The organism is Proteus sp. G3927 (genome assembly GCF_963894685.1).
GTDB lineage: Bacteria > Pseudomonadota > Gammaproteobacteria > Enterobacterales > Enterobacteriaceae > Proteus > Proteus mirabilis.
In genome coordinates this window covers 114110-135861 of record NZ_CAWQGX010000030.1, presented here as the reverse complement: position 1 = coordinate 135861, position 21752 = coordinate 114110, and the positions used below count along the sequence as shown (strand labels likewise).

Here is a 21752-nt window from a genome sequence, read left to right as displayed (position 1 = left end):
AACACCGAGCAATCTATTATTAGAGCAGAAGCCTGTTGTTTATTCCCCGCTAATAAGGAGTATTTAATGGTTCAGGTTAATACTTCACTAATTGAGTATTAATCTTGTGGGGGAGTTATCCCCCACAATTTCCTAATTCGATTGTTTTGTTTTAATCTAAGCACCCTAATTTATAAGAAGAGGTAACAATTTTATGTTACCTCTTCTTTTATTTATAACTCAACTTAACGAATCAATTACTTTATTTAAATAATAAATAATCATATCTTCATTTATTATTGATAATAAATCTGTTGTCTCATTTTAATAATTTGTTATGCTCTGCGCCGGGTGCTTGGATCAATCTGGTTCAAGCATTGTGCCAATACCAGAAAGAGAAAAGCCCCGGAAAATATACTGTATATTAACCGAGGCAGACTCAAAAACACACAGTTTGATTCTGCCTCCATTTTTATCGGAACGCAAGAGGAAATGAAAAAGTTGACTTTTATTTTAGCCAATATATTAGTTAGAAAAAAATTAAAAGGAATAGGTATTAAATTACCAATTATTAATATAAAGAGCTAATTATTTAACGTCATTTTTAATACTTCACTACCCGCTAATAAGTATGCTCCAGCGCCATAATCCATATTATGCTCAAATTTTACCTCTCGCGGATTAAATGCCGGAAGTTGTACCCAACCAATCATGCCATTATCATGAATACAGGATTGTAATGCTGACCACGCTCTATGTAATGCGGGAAAATATTCTTCTTTATTTAATTCACCCTGATTTATTCCCCATGCAAGTCCATAACAAAAAAGCGCCGTAGCTGAACTTTCAGGTGCAGGGAAATTATCAGGATCTAATAAACTGGTGCGCCAAAAACCATCTTCATGTTGGTAATCTAGGATAGAACGCGCTAATTGTTTAAACAGTGTTATATAACGATCGCGCTCATGATAATCATCAGGCATATATTGAAGAATGCGAGGAATAGAAGCCAAAACCCAACCAATACCGCGACTCCAAAATACTTTTTCACCATTAGCTTCACGCATTTCATTTCCCTGACCATCAGGAATATAGCGGTGATCGCGGAAAATAAGTCCAGTTTCAGCATCACGTAAATGTTCAATAGCATCCCAATAAGCGGTATGCATATAATCCAAATAACGTCGTTCGCTAATAATTTCAGCCAAAGCAGCAAAACCAGGAGGTGCCATAAAAAGAGCATCGCACCACCACCAGTCTTCACGCCCTGGTTTTGGATCATTTAGCATGATATCAAACGCTTTAATCGTCGGTTCAAGAATTTCAGATTGTTCAAACAAAGGACTTATCGCCAAATAAGCTTGAGCGCAAACATGATCATCCGCAAAACGTGCATTAGGACCTGTTCTAAATCCAGTATGTAAGGTGTAATTTAACACACCATTAAGGTACTCTTTATCTTGTGTCGCTTGCCATGCCGCACTTACACAGGTCCATAAAACACCGCGTTCCCAATCTGTATCTTTAATAAAACGAGTTTTACCACTACGGCGACGAACACTACGAACTTGATGAGCCGATTGATAACGATAAACCCGTTTCATATTTTGTAACACGAGATCTCTTTGTAAAGCCTCTGTATTAGCGTGTTCCATCCTAGTTCTCCATAAGATTATCGAGCTAACCAACCACCATCAACCGCAATGGTATATCCATTGATATAATCACTAGCTTTAGAGGCTAAAAATATGGCAGGACCTGCGACATCTTCAGGTGTTCCCCAACGCCCCGCCGGAATGCGCTCTAAAATAGCAGCATTACGCGCTTCATCAGCACGAAGTGCAGCGGTGTTATCGGTTGCCATATAGCCTGGAGCAATTGCATTTACATTAATATTATATTGTGATAATTCCGTCGCTAATGCCCGTGTTAATCCCATTACCGCGGATTTACTTGCCGTATAAGAAGGAACTCGGATACCTCCTTGATAAGAAAGCATTGACGCGATGTTGATTATCTTGCCACCTTCGCCTTGTTTGACAAACTGGCGAGCCACTTTTTGCGATAAGAAAAACAGTGTCTTTTGGTTAATATTAATCACATCATCCCAATCTTTTTCACTAAATTGCAAAAGATCTTCACGGCGAATAATACCGGCATTATTCACTAAAATATCAATACGTCCCATCACCTTAACAGCCTCATCCACTAAAGCATCTAATCCATCTTGTTGGATTAAATTTTGCGTGATGTAATGAAAACGACGGCCTAACGCTTCGACTTTTTGACGCGTTTCAGGAGCATCTTGAATACCCACGCCAACAATATCCGCACCGGCTTGTGCTAAACCTATTGCCATTCCTTGCCCTAAGCCTGTATTACACCCAGTAACAATGGCAACTTTGCCTGTTAAATCAAATAAATTCATGATTAAAACCTCTAGAAGTGTGGCAATAATTGCCACACTTTTTTTGTAGGAATAAAGAATAAAATGTAATTAATTATCTGTTATTTCAGATCTTTCATAGCAACATGATCCATATCGTGGAATACCTGGTTTTCACCCACCATTCCCCAAATAAAGGTATAAGATGCGCTTCCTACGCCAGAATGAATTGACCAACTAGGACTAATGACAGCTTGTTCGTTGCGTACCACTAAATGACGAGTTTCAGTTGGCTCTCCCATATAATGGAAAACCATATTGTCATCTTTCATATCGAAATAAAGATATACTTCCATACGACGTTCATGAGTATGACATGGCATTGTGTTCCACAAGCTACCCGGCTCAAGCACTGTCATCCCCATGGATAATTGACATGTTGGTAACACTGAAGGATGTAAAAACTTATAAATCGTACGAACGTTACAATTTTCTGCATTACCTAACTTTTCAGGTGAGGCCTGCTGTTGAGTAATTTTGCGAGTAGGATAAGTGTGATGTGCTGGTGCACAGTTAATATAAAAACGCGCCGGTGTCTCTACAGAATCACTGGTGAATTCAACAGATTTGGCTCCCATACCAATATAAATGGCTTCACGAGGGCCAATTTCAAATACCTCACCGTCTATAATAACTTTACCCGCACCACCAATATTAATAGCACCTAATTCACGTCTTTCTAAGAAGAAATCAACACCAAGTGCTTTACCCGCCATTAATGCTAAAGGTTGAGTTGTTGGGACAACTCCCCCAACAATAATCCGATCTATATGGCTATAAGTGAGATTCATTTCCCCTTCACAGAATAGGTTCTCAATCAGGAACTCTTTACGAAGTCCTTCTGTATCAAGCCTTTTAGCATGTTCACTATGAATTGGCTGACGAATTTCCATTATAAATACCTCATTTTTACTGATGGGAGCATAACGAAAAGGTTATGCATTATCCCCGGATACAGAGTAAATATGATTTCCTCTGATGAATGTATCGGTAAGATGAAAACACTCATCCACCACGGCAAAGCTGGCTTGTTGACCTGCTTTGATATAACCCAATTTATCCCCTATGCCGAGATACTCAGCGGGGATCGCCGATGCCATTTGAACCGCTTCCCACTCAGGAATATGTGCAAGTTGCACCATGTTTCTTAACGCACTATCAAGACTGCAAGTGCTGCCAGCTAGCGACCCATCGGCAGTTTTTGCCTGTCCATTGGTGACGGTGACCGTTTGAGCACCTAATGTGTAATCACCATCAGCTAAACCTCCCGCCCGCATACAATCTGTAATTAGGGCAATCTGTTGATACCCTTTCATGCGATATGCCAGTTGCATCATTACAGGGTGAACATGGATACCATCAGCAATAAGTTCAGCTAATACGCTGTGATATAACACTGCACCACAACATCCCGGCTCACGGTGATGAAGCCCGGTCATGCCGTTATACAGATGCACACCACAATCAGCACCGTGTGAAAAAGCTCGTGAAGCTTGTTCATAAGTTGCTGCTGTATGTGCCACACTTGGTTTAATTCCTCGGCTGACCAACCAATCAATCGCATTCATCGCACCTTCAGCTTCAGGTGCAACAGCAACACGCAATAGCGATCCCCCAGCACTGTCGAGTAATGTTTCTAATTCACAGATGGTCGGCGCTTTGAGATATTTCACAGGATGTGAACCACGATGGCGTTCTGTAAAATAAGGGCCTTCTAAAAAGCTACCGAGTAACAACGCACCTGTTGCTTGAGGTTTTGATACAAACTCACGGACTTGTAATAGCGCATGACGGATATCCTCCATCGGTGCTGTGACAGTCGTTGCAACCCAAGCCACAACCCCTGTTTTAACCAGCGCATCGGCTATAGTTTGTAGCCCTTGTTGCGTTGCATCCATCACATCAGCCCCTTCACGACCATGAATATGGATATCCACAAAACCGGGTAATAATGATTTTCCTTTTAAGCGAATAACTGGGCAATCTGTTGGTGCTTGTGTGGTGATTGATTCAATATTTTCACCATTAACATGGACATAGCAGAGATAACGGATACCTTCAGGTGTAAAGGTTCTATCTGCTAAAATGGCATATCGCTGATTCATAAGCCGTCTTCTTCTTCAACATCATGACTATCTATTTGTGCCAATTGCTCTCGAATATCTTGAATGCTGTCTTGACCAATTTCGCGTAGCGTTTGCACCAATTCCGTCGTTGAACACCCTTCCCGTTCAAATGCCGCATTTACAATCATGGGTAAATTAACCCCAGCTAACACCTCAACAGAGGGATTTTGCATCATGATTGCCATTGCGCGATTACAGGGGGTACCGCCAGGTAAATCTGTTAAGAAGAGATATTGCTGGCATGACATAGCGTTAATCGCTTCACGCATTTTTTGTTCAAGCTCATCCGGAGAAATTGACTCAATAAAATCAATAAACGCGATATTTTCTTGCTCACCAGCAATCGCCTTTACAGCGGATGCCATACCTGTAGCAAAATTAAGATGTCCTGAGACAATAAGACCTATCATGAGTAACTCCTTGCGAGTAGCAGATAGCTCTACTACCCGTTTGTAGCAAGTTAATAATGTATTTCGATTAACAGTGTCGACAATTAGGGCATCTCTTTTTTATAAGAATCCTAATACATGCCCAATAACGCCAAATGCTAGGGTTGAAAAAATCAATACCGGTGGCTTACCCCAAAAACCGGTACTTTTCACCATTTTGTACATTAAGAAAACTAAGCACAGTGGCAGTAAATTCGGCATAATTTTGTCGAAGAGGGCTGTTTGTAATTCAACGACTTTTCCGCCAAGTTCCAGCGAGGCGGTGGTTTGCACTTTGATAAAGGTCGCCGAGAGCGCACCAATCACAAAGATCCCCATAATATTTGCCGCTTTCGCTAATTTTTCAGTGGCATCGCTCATATTGACCATTGCCGCAGTACCTGCGCGATAGCCCATAAACATCAGTCCGAAATACACTAAAAAATGCACAATTTGATACAAGAAGAAGAAAACGAAAGGTCCTGCAATCGAGCCTTCCATTGCAATAGAAGCACCTAATGCTAAGGTCAAAGGCATTAAGGTCATATGGTCGATAGCATCGCCAATACCCCCAGTCGGCCCCATTCCTGCCACTTTCATCACATTAACAGTCGATGGCTTTTCTTTGTTCTCTTCCATTGCCACCGCCGTTCCTAATAAAAAGGTAAACAGCTTTGGACTGGCATTAAAAAATTGCAGATGGTTTTTCAACGATGTTGCATAATCGCGTTTATTATTGCCGTGAATTTTCTTCAATGCTGGAATAATTGAGAAAGCAAATCCACCACCTTGCATACGTTCAAAGTTGAAGTTACCTTCCATAAATAAGCCACGGAATGCACACTTCCAAAGTATGCCTTTAGTAATAACTTTTCTGACAGCAGTATCTTGATACTCATCAATGCCATCAATCAAAGAACCTGTTTCTGGTTTATCCTGCGTTTTCAATGCGGTGCTGTTATCAGATACCATCTTCGAAATCCTCATTCTGCTGACTTGAATTTTTATTGTTACCACTAAAGAAGAAGTAGAGTGCGGCGGCTGATGCGCCTAAAATAGCGACGGCCATAATTGGGAGTTTGAGATAGGTTGTCATCACGAAACCAATAAAGAACACACCGGCCACTTCTTTTGACCACATAATTTTTAGAAGCATTGCAAAACCAATTGCGGGTACCATTTTCGCCCCAATACCTAATCCTTCTAATAAGACTTTTGGCGTGTTCTCATCAATCCATTGAGCAGCATGTTCACCAAAATAAACAGTAACAAAAGCGACTAAAGCATAAAGGAGTGAACGGACAATAAGTGTAATAATCAGCAAGCGAGAGATCCCCGCCCCGTCAGCCTTTTCTGCATATCGATCCGCTTTACCCATGGTAAATGCAGTCATAGCAAAGAAACCAATCACCAACATCTGCATTAAAACAGCAATAGGCATACCTATTCCCATTGCAACTTCCGGTGATTGTTTTGTCATTACCGCAAAAGCAACTGCTGCAATGGTGCCTAAAGTCACATCTGGTGGCTGAGCTCCGGCATTAGGTACAAGCCCTAACCATGCAAGTTCTAAGGTAGCACCTGCAATTAATCCTACTTGCATATCTCCCATAATCAGGCCGACAACGGGCCCTGTAATTAATGGTCGATGGATATTTAATGCCACGTCGTACTTATCGATACCGCAAAAGAAGGCCCATAAAGCCACTAAAGAAGCTTCAAAAATCATAAATTATCCTCAAACCTGCCTATAGCAGGTTTTCTTGATCAGGAAATAATCAGGCTGATGCGAGTGTTAGTACATCAACAGGAGTTTGATCTGGTGTGTTTTGGACTGTGCAAGTAACCCCTTTTTCGATAAGACGCTTAAAAGCACTAAGATCTTTTTCATCGATAGAGACTGTTTTCGCAATTTGACGTTTACCTTCATGAAAATGCATATTGCCAACATTACAATGAGTAATAGGCACGCCACCTTCAACTAAACGGGCTACATCAGTTGGGTTATTACACAGAACAAAAATTTTCTGACGAGGAGATGCTTTGCTAATAACATCAATAGTTTTTTGAATAGAGAAAAAGCGAACCGCATATTCGCCGCCAGCAGATGCTTTCATTCCCGCCTGCATAAATGCAGCATTGGGACCTTCAGCAGCATCATCATTAGCGACTAAAATTAGGTTTGCTTCCGTATGTTTACCCCATGTAATGCGGATTTGTCCATGAAGTAAACGTTCATCAATGCGGGTCCAGACAATATTAGGTGTGTTCATAACTAGCTCTCTTATTATATTTTATTAATTTAAAGCAGACTGTGTGTCTTCTGTTTTAAGTGAGAACGGATAAATTGTGACGCCTTGTACAACTCGATTGATTTCTCCGGTTGGAGATGGATTATCAGGCGTATTCCCTAGTGCAATAGAACTGTGAAATGCAAATGATTGCGCCAACATCAAATAAGGGAACAATAGCGCCACATCTGAACAGTTCTCTAACGCTGGAATATAAACAAAACTCTCTGGTGAAAAAGTTTTATCATTTCGTGCGGTGATCGCGATCACCTTGCCTGATGCATTATCGTGAATAACCTCTCGTAATAAATCTGTCTCGTATTGACGTGTATAAGGATCATTAGAGAAAAACATCACCACAAGGGTTTCTTTATTTACGATGGATTTAGGCCCGTGTCGAAAGCCTAATGGGGTATCAAAATTGGCTACGACTTTACCCGCCGTCAGCTCTAACATTTTTAATGCGGCTTCTTGTGCTAGCCCTTGTAATCCTCCGCTACCAAGATAAATAACGCGTTTGAATTTTCCTGCGTATTGATGGCGGATAATTTTATTTGCTTTGTCAAATTGCGCTTTGTAATCACTAAAAAACGGCGCAATAGCATCAGTAAATACACTATCGCCTAAAAAGATAGTGACCGCCGCCATCATCATTGAAGAAAAACTTGATGTCATTGCTAATGAGCGATCGTTTGACTCTTCCGGCATTAATAACGCCAATGCCTTATGACTATTTTGGCAATATTGATAAAGCTGGCCCTGAGGGTTACAGGTTAAAACTAAGTGGTAACATTGCGATAAGCACTTCTTTGCAATATCTAACGCAGCCACACTTTCGGGGCTATTCCCTGAACGAGCAAAAGAAATCAGTAATGTAGGGATATCTTCGGCTAAATATTCTTGAGGATCAGCGACTAAATCCGTTGTGGCAATAGCATCAACACGACGTTTTATAGCTCCCGTCAAAATAGGTGCTAACGCTCTACCGGCAAACGCGGATGTTCCAGCTCCCGTAAGAATTATTCTGCTATTTGATGCCTCCAATGCTTTTTCTAAAAAAGACTCAATATCAGCACGTTTTTCTCGAATTGATAGCCATGTTTTTTTCCAGCACTCTGGTTGCTGGTCAATTTCTTTCGCTGTCCAAAATGCGTTTAACTGCTCAAGTTCAGCGGTTTGATAGCTTAAATATTCCATGGTTTCCCTCAATTAATGGACATTGCACGCATCGGCATAAACCGACAACACATCACGAATTTTCGCAATAACAAATGACTCAGGCGTACCCGCAATTTTCCCCTCTCTAAACTGGGTAAATTGATAAGGCAAATATTGGCTAAGTAAGGGAAGTGGAATAGGCTTAACAGATAAATTATCCATTAATGTGTCAATAGCAGTATTAATCTCGGCATCAGGCCAATAATAACGAATACGATCACTAAAACTATAAACACGAGCAAAGGCGAGTTGACGTTCATCACCGTGATAATATTTTTGCCAAAAATTAGGCTCACGGCACATCAATTGTTCCATTTTTTCACGTAATCGAGAGCACTTCTCAAGAGGAAATAATGTTTCTTCAATGGCGCAAAGTGCATATAAACCTTCACGCATAGCAAATGTTAGCGCCGGCCCAACTTTTAAAATAGCAAAGTGATCATGGACGAGTTGCTGATAAGCTTGATTGGTTTGATAATCTGTAGAGTGAGCTTCAAAAACCAGATGAGAATAGTCATTTACTACTTGGCTTAACGCTTGTGCTTTTTCAGATTGATAATCAATAATACCGGTATGATCAAATTCAACCCCAGGCTGTACAACTAAACCTATAACACGAGTCCAACACTCTCCCACACCAGCGTCATAAAATGCTTGGCGATGGCACGCTAATGTTTTACGGGCAGCATCAGGTGAAGTCACCTCAACAGTATCAAGCTCTTCAGCAGCACCTCCAGGAACGGGGACTTCTGTGCCAACAACATAAACAATATCACTAAAACCAAATGTCTTTTTGGCGGTATTTTCTGCAATAACAGCAAGACGAGCTGCACGCGATGCCACGATTTCATCTGTTAAAGGAATAGGATCATCTGCACAAGACATACTGCAATCAAGATGGATTTTTTTAAATCCCGCGGCAACATAATGTGCAATAAGTACATCCGCATTTGCCATCGCTTCTTCAGCATTAAGATGCTGCCAGCGATTAGGCCCTAAATGGTCACCACCAAGGATAAGCTTTTCGACAGGAAAACCGACATTTTCCGCTTTCTCAATAACATATTGGTAAAAATCAGCGGGAGTCATACCTGTATAACCACCAAACTGATCAACCTGATTAGAGGTGGCTTCAATCAGCAGAAAGGAATCATCGTCCAGCGCTTGTAATAAAGCAGCTTCTATTACTAAAGGGTGGGCAGAACAAACAGAATAAATACCATTCTGTTTGCCTGATTTATGTTGCTGAACAATCTTTTCTAAAGGATGCATGTAAATACTAACTCCATAATCAACACCGGCGGTGTTGCTAATGGAGTTAGCAAATTACGCTGTCTTATCGTCCACGATGATAACGTCGATTTTATGATCTTTCAGTTCCTGAACATACTCATCAGGAATACCTGAATCCGTCACTAACACATCAATATCACCAAACTCTCTGATCATATGACAGCTGCGTTTACCGAATTTCGTAGAATCTGCAACCGCAATAATCGTTTCTGAGATATCACACATTAAACGGTTAAGACTGGCTTCCTGTTCATTGTGAGTAGTGATACCAACACGTAAATCAAATCCGTCAACACCAAGAAAAACCTTATCGAAACGGTAATTTCTTAGACTATTTTCAGCTTGTGAGCCAGAAAAAGACAATGCACTTTTTCGCAATACACCACCTGTCATTAAAACTTCAACACCTGTGGTATTTGCTAACTCCATTGCGACATCCAGACCGTTAGTCATGACGACTACATTTTCGCGCGACTTTAAATGTGTCGCGATTTCGCGTGTAGTTGTCCCCGAGTCAAGAATGACGGTGTCTCCATCCTTTATCAGCGTTGCGGCAGCTTTCCCGATTAATGTTTTAATGCCCGCATTTTGTCCACGTTTTTCATGGATACTCAGTTCAGCAATAAAGCCTGTATTAGGAATTGCTGCGCCATGAGAGCGAACGATATAGCCATTTTTCTCAAGAAAACTTAGATCGCTGCGGATAGTGACACTTGAGACTTTAAATAATTCAGCGAGATCTTCGACTCTGGTTTTGCCCTGTTGGTTAACCATATCGAGGATTTCCATACGCCTCTCAACTGCCGCTTTCACTTTCGTCTCCTTACGAAACCAAAAGATTTACTTTCGATTGATTTCGAATGTAGTTTACTACGCCAAATTTAACCGACAACGCAAAAAAACAAAACTTTTGATCTCTTTCACAAAGTTTCGATTTCACTGTCGATTGCTTACGATTATTTTCGTGTCATGTCAATGATAGCCTTGAGGGCATCAGTTTCCAATAAATAAAATGATATAAGGTAATGTCACTCTTATGATTACACCATATATAGCTATATAAAATGCCATGAAATAGAGTTAATAGCGAAATATTTCACAAAAATCAGATTAAAAATTCAAAATGATTATTTATTTTCGAAAAATAAAAGAGTCATATCGCTCAAATAATCAAAAGAACACGAAATTATCGCCATGAGAACATCGTTAAATTGAAAATTATTGTGTTATATACTTATTAATAAACTTTCATTTACTTTCGATATTCTATATTTGTGATTTTAATCTCTTTTGTTTTGTAAAAATTTACGTAATGTAACAGGATAAAAAATAAACTCAGGAAATAAATAATGGCATCAAATCAACCTGCTTTATTTCATATGATGGCAAAGCCGACAAGCTACCACTGTAATATTAAATGTGAATATTGCTTTTATCTGGAAAAAGAAAATATTTTTCAAGATGAGACAAAAGAAACAGGCCATACAGTGATGCCTGATGGTGTACTTCGTCGTTATATTAAAGACTATATTCAGTCACACAGTGGCGATCAGGTTGATTTTGCTTGGCAAGGTGGTGAACCAACGCTGGCAGGATTAGCCTTCTTTGAAAAAGTGGTCAAATACCAAAAGCAATTTGCTAACGGCAAGACAATTACCAATAGTGTACAAACCAATGCGATTGCCATTAATCGCCAATGGGCACAATTCTTTGCTGATAACCACTTTCTATTAGGCGTTTCAATTGATGGCATTGAAGCCGTTCACGATAAATATCGTATTTCAGTCAATGGTAGCCCAACATTTGAACGCGTAAAACGCGCCATCAATTTACTAAATGAGTATGGTGTTGAATTTAATACATTAACCGTTGTAAATGATCAAAACTGGAATAAAGGAAAAGAGACTTATCAAGCTTTAAAAAATTTAGGTTCAACTTTTTTTCAATTTATTCCCATAGTCGAAGTGGATAGACGTTTCCCACACACTCATGGCGGACATTATGCTCCCGGTCCTAACGCACAATTAGCGGCTTTCTCTGTTCCCGCTGAAGGTTACGGAAAATTTATGACCGATATATTCAATGAATGGATACGCCAGGGTGATGTAGGAAAAATATACATTCGCTTATTTGATAGCTTATTAGGGACATGGATGGGATATCCTGCATCAACATGTATTCAATCTAAAACTTGTGGTCAAGCATTAATTATTGAAGCCAATGGTGATGTTTATTCTTGTGATCACTATGTTTATCCCGCTAATAATTTAGGCAACATACAACTAACAAGTCTTGCACAGCTTGCAACATCAAAAACACAGCAACGCTTTGGTCAAAATAAATACGATAAACAAACCAACCTTTGCAAACAGTGTGAAGTGCAAAGCTTATGTTATGGCGGTTGTCCTAAACATCGCATTATTGCGATAGAAGGCGAAAAATATCGCCACAATTATCTATGTCACTCTTATAAAAAAATATTTCATCACACGGCAATCGGCATGCAATTAATGCGTCAAGCGATAGCTCGTGGAGGCCTTGCCAGTGATGCACTTGGGGCGATGCAAAAAAACTATCTCAAGTGACTCTTATTTTATTTCATTTTATTTATTTTGGAGACAATCTGTGACCTTACCTTTTGTTAAAAAAAGCATACTCGCGGGGATCATTGCCACGTCATGTTTAAGCCTTCCAATATCAGCCCATGCTGGTGGCACACCTGAAAAACCGAATGTACTGTTAATCGTAATGGATGATTTAGGCACAGGACAACTTGATTTTGTACTGGATACCTTAGATGTAGATGCGTTAGCTCAGCGACCAACACCTCCTCGTTATAAAGGTGATATCAATAAAATGATAGAAGCCGCACGTATTGCGATGCCTAATGTCAGTGATATGGCAGAAAACGGTGCAAAAATGACTAATGCATTTGTAGCTCATCCCGTTTGTGGCCCTTCTCGTGCAGGTATCTTTACAGGACGCTCGCCCGCCAGTTTTGGTACTTACAGCAATGATGATGCCATTTTAGGTATACCCCAAGATATCAAATTGTTACCTTCACTTTTCCAAGAAAATGGCTATGCCACTGCCAGCATTGGTAAATGGCATAATGCAAAAGTTATCCGTAAACCGAAAATAAATGAAAATAAACAAACCCGTGATTATCACGACAATATGATCTCAACCCCTGAAGCGGGTTATGCTCCTCATGAGCGGGGCTTTGATTACGCCTTTAGTTATTATGCATCAGGTGTTGCCTTATGGAATTCGCCTGCATTTTGGCGTAATGGTGTCAATGTTCCTGCTCCGGGTTACACCACCCATCTATTAACGGATGAAACACTAAAATTTATTGATGAACATAAAGATAAACCTTTTTTTATCAATCTTTCTTATAGTGTTCCACACATACCGTTAGAGCAAGCATCTCCTGCTAAGTATATGGATAAATTTGATACAGGGAATGTGGAGGCAGATAAATATTTTGCCGCCTTAAATGCAGCAGATGAAGGTATTGGACAAATCATTGCGAAATTAAAAGAAAATGGTGAGCTAGAAAATACATTAATTTTTTTCTTATCTGATAATGGTGCAGTTAATGAATCCCCCATGCCCATGAATGCCATGGATAGAGGCTTTAAGGGTCAGATGTTTAATGGTGGAGTTAGAGTACCTTTTATTGCTTATCAACCCGGAACTATTCCCGCGGGAACAAAAAGCGATGCGATGATCTCCGCACTTGATATTTTGCCAACCGCGTTACAAGTCGCTGATATTCAAATTCCTGATAGCCTGCAAGTAGAAGGTAAAAACATTATGCCATTGCTTAAAGGTGAAACAACGCGTTCGCCTCATGCTTATCTGTATTGGGCTGGCCCCGGCACTAAGCATTATAGTGAAGAAAACCAAGAGTTTTGGCATGGTTATCACCAATGGATCACCTATCAACGTCAAACGCCTCCAGTAAACCCTAACTTAGAGAAACTGTCTAAAGGTGCTTGGGCAGTGCGTGATGGTGAATGGGCGCTCTATTTTTATGATGATGGTAAAAATCAACCACAGCTTTTTAACGATAACACCGATCCTAGCGAATCAATCGATTTGGCAAAACAAAATCCACAAAAAGTGGCTGAACTAAAAAATGCGTATTACCAGTGGATCAAAGATAAACCTAAACCTGTTATTTGGGGGCAAGATCACTATCAAATACTAGTAGATTCAGCCAAACCTTAAACTCAACTTCCGTTTTGTTTCGCAAGGATGCGTCTTTTTTCTGAGATACGAAAATGGTTATTGAAATTGCATCTAAACCACGGCCTAAACTGCCTTATGAGCACCCTGATGTAAAAATTTATCAACGCTTATTTAAAGAAAACATAATCCGGCGATTAGTCAGAAAATCGGCTTATCACCGTCATGATAATGCTATTGCTGATTTTTTTAAGGATGAGACACACTCTCTTTTTTCGCTCTGTGAAAGACTTACTCAGTATATTACAGAAGCTTTTCATCACTATCAGGTTTGGGGTTATTCCCATGCCTATTACCCCGGTAGTCCTGGTCAACAAACCGTCAGAACCGATGCGCTAGAAGGGGTCAGTCGAGTACTTCCTTTACTTGCCGCATGGACAGTAAATAGCAAAAAAAGCACATTACTAGGTTTAAACCAGCAAATTTACCATTTACCTTCAATGATAAAACAAAGCTTTATTCATGGAACAGATCCTCTTCATAAAGGCTATTGGGGAAAACTTGAAAATTACGATCAACGAATTTGTGAGGCATCTGATCTCGCTCTTACTCTTTGGATCAGCCGTGAATGGGTTTGGGATACGTTATCTTCGGAGATCAAACAGCAAATAATTAACTGGTTTGAACAAGTTAATCACTGCGAAATTGTTGATAATAACTGGCATTTTTTTCCACTAACCGTCCAATTTGTTATTAAAGCACTGACAGGTAAAGATACCATTGCCCATTGGCGTTATGAAAGATTAAAAGAATTTTATGTCGGTGATGGATGGTTTCGTGATGGGGCAAAAGGTAATTATGATTACTACAATGCGTGGGGGTTTTATTATTCTCTTTATTGGCTAGCGCAAATTGATCCACAATTTGATCATGATTTTATTACTCAATCCCTGAATAATTTTAATCAACACTACCTTTATTTTATCACCCCAAAAGGTATTCCTTTTTTTGGTCGTAGTGCTTGTTATCGTCTTGCTGTTTCTGCGCCATTACTCGCAGGCGTTGATTTACAATGCCCTTTTGTCAAAGTTGGAGAGGCTAAACGGGCTTTTGAAAGCAGCTTACGTTATTTTATTTCTCAAGGTGCACTCAAAAATGGCGCTCCCACTCAAGGGCTATTTAATCATGATGCTCGTTTAGTTGATAATTACAGTGGTCCAGCAAGCTCTTTTTGGTCATTACGGGCTGTCATTATCGCTCTTTATTGTGCTGATCGTATTAATTTATGGCAAGCACCATCACTTCCTTTACCTATCGAAAAAAATGACTTTCGTTTCGAAATACCCGCTATCCAAGCATCAATTATCGGGGTGAAAGCAACACAAGAAGTCAGTGTTATTTTTCGAGAGGATTATACACAACAACAATCACCTTTAACTCGCCGTTTAGAAAAACAAACGCGAGTACAAAAAATCACAGAAACTGTAATTGGACAATCAAGACGCCCTAAAAACAACCTATTACGCAAAGGAGTCACCAGTTACAGTTCTAAAATGACACATTTCTTCTGACTTACTTTCATTTGCTTTCGGTGCGAAGGGAATAAAAATGTGATTTAGATCTTTTACCTTTCTATTTCTTTCGTTTATTATTAATCGTAATTAAACGAAAGATGAGAGGCAAACATGTATCTGGTTTCTACTCGTAATATGCTCAATAAAGCACAGCATGAAAACTATGCTGTGCCCGCTTTTAACATTCATAACTTGGAAACTATCCAAGTGGTAATGGAAACTGCGGCTGAAATGGCATCACCTGTGATCTTAGCAGGCACACCTAGCACGTTTGCTTATGCTGGTAGTGATTATTTAATTTCGATTTGCCAGCAAGCGGCTGAGCAATATCGCATCCCAGTAGCACTACATTTAGATCATCATGAAAATATTCCTGATATTTGCAATAAGGTGATTTCGGGGGTGCGATCAGCCATGATCGATGCTTCTCATTTTCCTTTTGAAGAAAACATTCGCCTGGTTAAAGAGGTCGTCAATTTCTGCCATTATTGGGATTGCACCGTAGAAGCTGAATTAGGTCGTCTTGGTGGGCAAGAAGATGATTTAATCGTTGATGCGAAAGATGCGCTATTTACCGATCCTGATTCAGCAGTACAATTTATCAAAGCCACAGGAATTGACTCATTAGCGGTGGCGATTGGTACAGCACATGGTATGTATAAACATGAACCACATCTTGATTTTGATCGTCTACATGCCATCCGCCAAAAAACAGAGATCCCTTTAGTACTACATGGCGCGTCAGGTATTCCTGATACTGATGTACGTCATTGTATCGACTTAGGTATTTGCAAAGTTAACGTAGCAACCGAACTTAAAATTGCTTTCTCTAACGCAATTAAGCAGTACTTTTTAGATAATCCTGATGCCAGTGATCCTCGCCATTATCTAGTGCCAGGTAAAGCGGCGATGAAAGCGGTGGTTGCAGATAAAATTCGCGTCTGTAAAAGTGATGGGAAACTGTGAAAATAAATAGAACTGTCGCCATTATTGGCGAATGTATGATAGAGCTAAGTGGCCAACCTTTTTTGCCACAACAACAGCGTTTTGGGGGCGATACATTAAATACAGCACTGTATTTAGCGCGCCTCATTCCTACATTACATCCGCAATATATAACAGGTTTAGGCACTGATAATTACAGTGCCTTAATGCAAAAAGCATGGGAAAAAGAGGGGATCAACTGCCAGTCAGTGATCACCATTCCCGAAAAACTTCCCGGTTTATATGCCATTGAAATTGATACTTGTGGTGAGCGTAGCTTCCATTATTGGCGTAGTGATGCCGCTGCACGTTATATTGCAACGGACAACCGTTTTGCAACACATCTAGATACCTTGCCCGACGATAGTGTTATCTATCTTAGTGGTATTTCACTGGCCATTTTAACGCCGAAAGGAAAAGAAGCGTTAATCACGCAATTAATCCGCCTTAAACAGCGAGGGCTCACCTTAATTGTCGATTCAAACTTTCGGCCTCGTTTATGGGATCTAATACCTCATGCGCAAGAGTGGTTCGAAAAACTATATCGACTCAGTGATATCGCTTTAGTCACCGGAGATGATGAACAAGCTCTCTGGCAACAACCCAGCCTTACTGAGCAAAAAATTGTCGAACGCCTTCATCAATGGGGCAATAAAAACGTCATTGTTAAACTAGGAGCAAAAGGGGCTTTCTGGTCTGATGGTGAAAATACCGGTTATATCTGCCCCAAACCGATACAGCATGTCATAGACACTACAGCAGCCGGGGATTCTTTTAATGCTGGTTTTATTGCTGCATGGCTACAAAACTACCCTTTGCCTACATGTTGTTTATGGGGAAATACATTAGCAGGATTAGTTATCCAACATCATGGCGCCATTATTCCCCATAACATCACTGATTCATTCTATTCACTCATCAAGGATAACCATGAGACAGTCAATTGTTGATACACTTTCAGTACTGAAAGTGATCCCCGTGATCCAAATTAATCGCGCCGAAGATGCAATTTGGCTGGGTGAAATACTAACCCAAAATCAATTACCTATTGCTGAAATTACCTTTCGTACTCCAGCAGCCGCCAAAGCAATAAAGCTGATGAGAGAACACTTTCCTGAGCTTATTCTTTGTGCGGGTACCGTATTAACAGCGCAACAAGCTGATATAGCAAAAGAAGCGGGTGCAAGCTTTGTTATTTCTCCCGGTTATAATCCAAAAACCGTCGATTATTGCCTTCATAATGGCATTGATATTGTGCCTGGAATAAATAACCCAAGCCAAATTGAAGTTGCTCTTGAGCGGGGTTTAACCTTGCTAAAATTTTTCCCAGCAGAAGCTTCTGGTGGAGTAAAAATGCTAAAAGCAATGGCGGCACCTTACTCTCAAGTTCAATTTATGCCTACTGGAGGAATTAGTCTAAACAATGTTAGTGATTACCTCGCTATCGGGCAAGTTATCGCATGTGGTGGCAGTTGGATTGCTACTACTGAGGCAATTGATAATCAAGACAAACAGACTATTGCTCGCAATATTCAAAATATCCATTCATTACTTAAGAATAAAGGATAAACAAAATGAAACAGGTTGCCGTTTTATTGGCTGATGGTTTTGAAGAAGGTGAAGCGGTTGTTTTTATTGATATCATGCGTCGCCTTGATATTCATGTAGATGTACTTTCTTGCATGGATACACTGGTATTAAACACCTATTTTAACACTAAGATCAGTGCTGATTACCTATTAACCGAAAAATTCACACACAGTTATGACGCAGTAATGATGCCGGGTGGCCCTAAAGGTACAGATCGTCTATGTGCAAATTCACTCGTGATTGATTTTATTAAACGCCATATTGCACAAGACAAATACATTTGTGCTCTATGCTCTTCCGGTGCAAAAGTATTAGCAGCACATCATCTTCTTGAAGGTCGTTATTACAGCACTGGTGATAAACTTGCTGATAAATATGATGATGGTCATTATCTTGACCAAGATGTTGTTGTTGATGGGAAATTTATCAGTGCCAAAGGATTAGGTGTTAGCTTTGAATTTGCTTTTACGGTAGCTAAATATTTGCTCAGTGACAATGTAGAAAAAGTAGATTGGCAAGCTAATCACATTTACTTTAAACATTGGCCGTTGTCTTACCTTGACTAAATATTAAATAACTAAGCCCTCTTTTTAAACCGCCGTTAATAACAGAGCGGTTTATTAGAGGGCTTTCATTTCTTATCAAAAAAAAGAGTTAGAAACGATACAGACTAAATGGTTTGGCATCTAATACAGGTTTTTTGCCTAATAATAAATCTGCTGTAATTTCTGCTGATACAGGGCTTTCGGTCATTCCCCAACCTGTTGCAGTATTAATAACTAGGCCTGGATACTCTTTAACATCAGAGATAATTGGGTTTTCATCTGGTGCAATCGCCATCGCACCACTCCACTGATCAATTAACGTTGATTCTTTAAATGCTGGGAACTCTTTTTTCAGTTTTTCCAGTGAGGCATTTAATTCTGGCAGATCAGGCAGAGCGGTCATATCACGATATTTTTCAAATGGCGACTCTTCATTAAGATCCCAATGTGTTGATTGCATAAAGGAATTAATCAACTGCTCATTTAACGAAATATGTACTGGGAAATCAGGTAAAGCCAGCAGAGGTAAATATTTATAGCCGTAAGTAAATGATTCTTTTACTACCGGAGCAACAATGACACGAGGAGAAGTTGCATACGTTCCATCCGCTTGTTCACGGAAGAAAATTCCGCCGGGTAAAGCAACGTTTCCACCTGGCGCATTTGGTGCTGCGCTAATTAATTGCTGTGATTGATAAGCAGGTAATGTTGGTACATCAACATTTAGGTTCTGCATAAATAAACGTGACCAAACACCACCGGCGACAACAACACGAGAGGTTTTAATTGGTCCTTTTTCTGTTACAACATCAGAAATAACACCAGCTTGCGTTTCTAAACCACGGGCTGCACAGTTGGTGAAAATTTTGATACCCATTTTTTTGGCATATTCTGCCATCACAAAAGTCGCAACTTCAGGATCAAAGCTTCCTGAGTCTTCTTCGAAACCAGCAATTTTCCAATCAGTGGTAGCGCCACGTAAACGTTGTTTTAACTCAGCGCCTTCAATCATTTTTGTTCTAAATGGAATGTCTGAGCCAACATCTTTGCTTTTAGCATCAATCCATTTTCTTACGTTTTCTAAATCTTCTTCATCTAAAGGAACTTCTACACGACCTTGTGTACGATAAGTGGTATCAATACCAACTTTAGCGTTCATTTCACGCCAGCGGTGCTTCCCGAGGTGATGTAATAAGAAGGTTTCATCTGGCATTTTATAGCTAATAGCTTGACCATAGAATCGCGATGATTGTTCGCCGGCAATATTTCCTTTTTCAACGATAGTGACAGATAAACCACGCTCAGCCAGGTTAATCGCGGTCATGATACCTAAAATACCCGCACCAATTACAACAACATCATCTTGTTTCGGTAATGGACCGCCAGTTCCCTCAACAAAACCATGTCTCGGCGTACCAGGAACAAAACGCCCTTCTCGCGTTAACATAGGTGTTAAAATCCCAGCGCCTGCAGCAACAGCAACCACTGTGCCACCAAGAATAAATTTTCTTCTACTTATTGCCATTTCGAAACAATTCCTTTCATGCAGTGAATAATTATCATTATATAATCACGGCATTTTATTCTATTTGTAACGCAATAGTAAACTAGTTGTGATTATTTTTTTGGTGAATAGTATATAGATGAGCTAATATATTCAAAATGTAATCAATTGATTTAAGATACTAATATTTAAAGCATTATTGGATTGAAATATTTTTTTTAATAAAAAAGTTAATATTTTCATTAGGTTTATATAAATCAAGTTCATAATAACTGATAGAAAAATAACCATTGATACAAAATTTTTCACTAAAAAAGCTATTATCATGACGATTTTTATCATAGCGGTGTTAATATAATTTCATCTATTAACGCACTTTTTGATCAAAGAATATTCGGGCAACTAAATAACGTTGGAATAATGTTAATCTTTTCCTCTATTTTAGAGATGCGTATTGATGCTTATTTCAATAGTGTGTTGTTCTTTCAGACTAGATATTTATATAATTCAAATTGCTTAAGAAATAACGCCCTACCCATCATCAAAATTAATTATCTATTAAGTACTGCTATCCCATTATTTAACAACTATAAATCAATCGGTTAGCCTCAAACACGGTGAGTAAATGCAAAATCAAGTCGCACAATCAATGAAAAACAGTATCAAGGTATACTTGGTAAACTCATTTACTCGTGATCATTGCGGTGGCAACCCTGCCGGAGTCGTCCTCAATCCTCCCAAGCTAACGACAGAACAAAAAATCGCCATTGCTCAACAAGTTGGATTTTCTGAAACGGCATTTGTCTATTCGGGTGATGACACTGATTTTAAAGTAGATTTTTTTACTGCTGAAGGAGAAGTTGATTTTTGTGGGCATGCAACATTAGCGGTTTTTTTCACTCTGTCATCGCTTAAGTTACTCAAACCTGGCGATTATAGCCAAAAAACCAAGGCAGGAATTTTAACCGTTACCATTAATCACGATAATATTGTGATGGAACAAACGCTTCCTATTACCCGTAAGGGGCCTTGTGTTAACGATGTCGCAAAGGCGCTGGGCATTCTACCTGAAGTGATAGAAAAGACAGATTTACCAATAGAGATTGTCTCAACAGGATTAAACGATATTTTTGTTCCCGTACAATTTGGCTATTTAGATGCCTTACAGCCTGACTATCAAGCTATCGCTGCTTTAAGCCATAAATTTGATACTATCGGCTTTCATATCTTTGAACTTAGTCATGATCAAAATATTACTGCCCACTGCCGAAACTTTGCACCACGCTATGGCATTAACGAAGAATCAGCCACAGGTAGCTCGAGCGGTGCTTTAGGGTGTTATCTTGTTCATCACCTTTTGCCAAACAAAAGGCAATTTTTGTTCGAACAAGGTAGAGCAATGCAATGCTCTTCTTTAATTGACGTATTTATTGATTCGACAGCAAAAAACGTCACTCGCGTTCAAGTTGGTGGAAAAGCGACATTGATTGGTACAAAAATAATTGAGATCTAAAAATACTATATTTAATAAGTGGCGTTGAACCGATGATTATTTATCATTTGGCAACGCCACTATTACG

Annotated in this window: 20 protein-coding genes; 8 read left to right on the top strand and 12 right to left on the bottom strand. The window is 39.6% G+C overall.

Annotation, left to right across the window (positions count from 1 at the left end; translation table 11 throughout):
- Positions 1-563 precede the first annotated feature (563 nt).
- The 11 genes from AACV00_RS13815 to agaR all read right to left on the bottom strand — a co-directional run bounded on the left by AACV00_RS13815 (position 564) and on the right by agaR (position 10594).
- Positions 564-1634 carry a glycoside hydrolase family 88/105 protein gene (locus tag AACV00_RS13815; protein WP_004244200.1) on the bottom strand — a complete coding sequence of 357 codons (1071 nt, stop codon included), beginning with the start codon at positions 1632-1634 and terminating at the stop codon, positions 564-566.
- A gap of 17 nt (positions 1635-1651) precedes the next feature.
- A complete protein-coding gene (kduD, locus tag AACV00_RS13810; RefSeq protein WP_004248613.1) occupies positions 1652-2407 on the bottom strand; it encodes a 2-dehydro-3-deoxy-D-gluconate 5-dehydrogenase KduD in 756 nt (251 codons plus the stop codon).
- A gap of 80 nt (positions 2408-2487) precedes the next feature.
- A complete protein-coding gene (gene kduI, locus AACV00_RS13805) occupies positions 2488-3318 on the bottom strand; it encodes a 5-dehydro-4-deoxy-D-glucuronate isomerase (protein WP_110706547.1) in 831 nt (276 codons plus the stop codon).
- 42 nt (positions 3319-3360) lie between these two features.
- Positions 3361-4530 (bottom strand): N-acetylglucosamine-6-phosphate deacetylase, encoded by a 1170-nt coding sequence (gene nagA, locus AACV00_RS13800; protein ID WP_004248614.1) that lies wholly within the window; start codon positions 4528-4530, stop codon positions 3361-3363.
- Entirely contained in the window at positions 4527-4961 is a 435-nt protein-coding gene (gene agaF / locus AACV00_RS13795; RefSeq protein ID WP_004244205.1) for a PTS galactosamine/N-acetylgalactosamine transporter subunit IIA, read from the bottom strand. Before agaF ends, nagA begins: the two co-directional genes overlap by 4 nt.
- 99 nt (positions 4962-5060) lie before the next feature.
- Positions 5061-5951 (bottom strand): PTS system mannose/fructose/sorbose family transporter subunit IID, encoded by an 891-nt coding sequence (locus AACV00_RS13790; RefSeq protein ID WP_004244207.1) that lies wholly within the window; start codon positions 5949-5951, stop codon positions 5061-5063.
- Positions 5941-6708, bottom strand: coding sequence for a PTS N-acetylgalactosamine transporter subunit IIC (gene agaW / locus AACV00_RS13785; RefSeq protein ID WP_004244210.1), 768 nt, complete (start codon positions 6706-6708; stop codon positions 5941-5943). The genes AACV00_RS13790 and agaW overlap by 11 nt, the downstream gene beginning before the upstream one ends.
- Before the next feature lie 49 nt (positions 6709-6757).
- The gene (agaV, locus tag AACV00_RS13780; protein ID WP_004244211.1) at positions 6758-7252 is read right to left on the bottom strand and encodes a PTS N-acetylgalactosamine transporter subunit IIB; all 495 of its coding nucleotides are present in this window, start codon (positions 7250-7252) and stop codon (positions 6758-6760) included.
- Positions 7253-7276: 24 nt separating this feature from the next.
- Positions 7277-8467, bottom strand: coding sequence for an SIS domain-containing protein (locus AACV00_RS13775; protein WP_004244212.1), 1191 nt, complete (start codon positions 8465-8467; stop codon positions 7277-7279).
- A 12-nt stretch (positions 8468-8479) separates the two neighbouring features.
- Entirely contained in the window at positions 8480-9760 is a 1281-nt protein-coding gene (kbaZ, locus tag AACV00_RS13770; RefSeq protein WP_004248615.1) for a tagatose-bisphosphate aldolase subunit KbaZ, read from the bottom strand.
- A 54-nt stretch (positions 9761-9814) separates the two neighbouring features.
- Positions 9815-10594, bottom strand: coding sequence for a transcriptional repressor AgaR (gene agaR, locus AACV00_RS13765; RefSeq protein ID WP_004244214.1), 780 nt, complete (start codon positions 10592-10594; stop codon positions 9815-9817).
- Between the two features lie 536 nt (positions 10595-11130).
- On the opposite strand from agaR, the gene AACV00_RS13760 reads away from it, so the two are divergent.
- The 7 genes from AACV00_RS13760 to AACV00_RS13730 all read left to right on the top strand — a co-directional run bounded on the left by AACV00_RS13760 (position 11131) and on the right by AACV00_RS13730 (position 18689).
- On the top strand, positions 11131-12366 hold the full coding sequence (locus AACV00_RS13760) for an anaerobic sulfatase maturase (protein ID WP_004248616.1): 1236 nt from the start codon (positions 11131-11133) through the stop codon (positions 12364-12366).
- Between the two features lie 40 nt (positions 12367-12406).
- The gene (locus AACV00_RS13755; protein ID WP_036895490.1) at positions 12407-14017 is read left to right on the top strand and encodes a sulfatase family protein; all 1611 of its coding nucleotides are present in this window, start codon (positions 12407-12409) and stop codon (positions 14015-14017) included.
- A gap of 53 nt (positions 14018-14070) precedes the next feature.
- Complete coding sequence (locus tag AACV00_RS13750; protein WP_004244217.1) at positions 14071-15546, top strand: DUF2264 domain-containing protein; 1476 nt, start codon at positions 14071-14073, stop codon at positions 15544-15546.
- 114 nt (positions 15547-15660) lie between these two features.
- Positions 15661-16515, top strand: coding sequence for a tagatose bisphosphate family class II aldolase (locus AACV00_RS13745; protein ID WP_004248618.1), 855 nt, complete (start codon positions 15661-15663; stop codon positions 16513-16515).
- Positions 16512-17483, top strand: coding sequence for a sugar kinase (locus AACV00_RS13740; protein ID WP_004248619.1), 972 nt, complete (start codon positions 16512-16514; stop codon positions 17481-17483). Before AACV00_RS13745 ends, AACV00_RS13740 begins: the two co-directional genes overlap by 4 nt.
- Positions 17464-18102 carry a bifunctional 4-hydroxy-2-oxoglutarate aldolase/2-dehydro-3-deoxy-phosphogluconate aldolase gene (locus AACV00_RS13735; RefSeq protein ID WP_004244222.1) on the top strand — a complete coding sequence of 213 codons (639 nt, stop codon included), beginning with the start codon at positions 17464-17466 and terminating at the stop codon, positions 18100-18102. The genes AACV00_RS13740 and AACV00_RS13735 overlap by 20 nt, the downstream gene beginning before the upstream one ends.
- 5 nt (positions 18103-18107) lie before the next feature.
- Positions 18108-18689 carry a DJ-1/PfpI family protein gene (locus tag AACV00_RS13730; RefSeq protein ID WP_004244223.1) on the top strand — a complete coding sequence of 194 codons (582 nt, stop codon included), beginning with the start codon at positions 18108-18110 and terminating at the stop codon, positions 18687-18689.
- An 88-nt stretch (positions 18690-18777) separates the two neighbouring features.
- Here the strand turns inward: AACV00_RS13730 and AACV00_RS13725 are convergent, their stop codons facing one another.
- The gene (locus AACV00_RS13725) at positions 18778-20193 is read right to left on the bottom strand and encodes an NAD(P)/FAD-dependent oxidoreductase (RefSeq protein WP_004248621.1); all 1416 of its coding nucleotides are present in this window, start codon (positions 20191-20193) and stop codon (positions 18778-18780) included.
- Positions 20194-20797: 604 nt separating this feature from the next.
- Here AACV00_RS13725 and AACV00_RS13720 point away from each other — a divergent pair.
- Positions 20798-21685, top strand: coding sequence for a PhzF family phenazine biosynthesis protein (locus AACV00_RS13720; protein ID WP_110706545.1), 888 nt, complete (start codon positions 20798-20800; stop codon positions 21683-21685).
- Positions 21686-21752: the final 67 nt, after the last annotated feature.

Bases quoted from the DNA above. Each gene is read 5' to 3' on its own strand.
- agaV (WP_004244211.1), bottom strand. From the start codon at position 7,252: ATGAACACACCTAATATTGTCTGGACCCGCATTGATGAACGTTTACTT.
- AACV00_RS13735 (WP_004244222.1), top strand. From the start codon at position 17,464: ATGAGACAGTCAATTGTTGATACACTTTCAGTACTGAAAGTGATCCCC.
- AACV00_RS13725 (WP_004248621.1), bottom strand. From the start codon at position 20,193: ATGGCAATAAGTAGAAGAAAATTTATTCTTGGTGGCACAGTGGTTGCT.
- agaW (WP_004244210.1), bottom strand. From the start codon at position 6,708: ATGATTTTTGAAGCTTCTTTAGTGGCTTTATGGGCCTTCTTTTGCGGT.
- kbaZ (WP_004248615.1), bottom strand. From the start codon at position 9,760: ATGCATCCTTTAGAAAAGATTGTTCAGCAACATAAATCAGGCAAACAG.
- AACV00_RS13790 (WP_004244207.1), bottom strand. From the start codon at position 5,951: ATGGTATCTGATAACAGCACCGCATTGAAAACGCAGGATAAACCAGAA.
- AACV00_RS13720 (WP_110706545.1), top strand. From the start codon at position 20,798: ATGCAAAATCAAGTCGCACAATCAATGAAAAACAGTATCAAGGTATAC.
- AACV00_RS13815 (WP_004244200.1), bottom strand. From the start codon at position 1,634: ATGGAACACGCTAATACAGAGGCTTTACAAAGAGATCTCGTGTTACAA.
- AACV00_RS13730 (WP_004244223.1), top strand. From the start codon at position 18,108: ATGAAACAGGTTGCCGTTTTATTGGCTGATGGTTTTGAAGAAGGTGAA.
- agaF (WP_004244205.1), bottom strand. From the start codon at position 4,961: ATGATAGGTCTTATTGTCTCAGGACATCTTAATTTTGCTACAGGTATG.
- nagA (WP_004248614.1), bottom strand. From the start codon at position 4,530: ATGAATCAGCGATATGCCATTTTAGCAGATAGAACCTTTACACCTGAA.
- AACV00_RS13760 (WP_004248616.1), top strand. From the start codon at position 11,131: ATGGCATCAAATCAACCTGCTTTATTTCATATGATGGCAAAGCCGACA.
- kduD (WP_004248613.1), bottom strand. From the start codon at position 2,407: ATGAATTTATTTGATTTAACAGGCAAAGTTGCCATTGTTACTGGGTGT.
- AACV00_RS13750 (WP_004244217.1), top strand. From the start codon at position 14,071: ATGGTTATTGAAATTGCATCTAAACCACGGCCTAAACTGCCTTATGAG.
- kduI (WP_110706547.1), bottom strand. From the start codon at position 3,318: ATGGAAATTCGTCAGCCAATTCATAGTGAACATGCTAAAAGGCTTGAT.
- AACV00_RS13775 (WP_004244212.1), bottom strand. From the start codon at position 8,467: ATGGAATATTTAAGCTATCAAACCGCTGAACTTGAGCAGTTAAACGCA.
- AACV00_RS13745 (WP_004248618.1), top strand. From the start codon at position 15,661: ATGTATCTGGTTTCTACTCGTAATATGCTCAATAAAGCACAGCATGAA.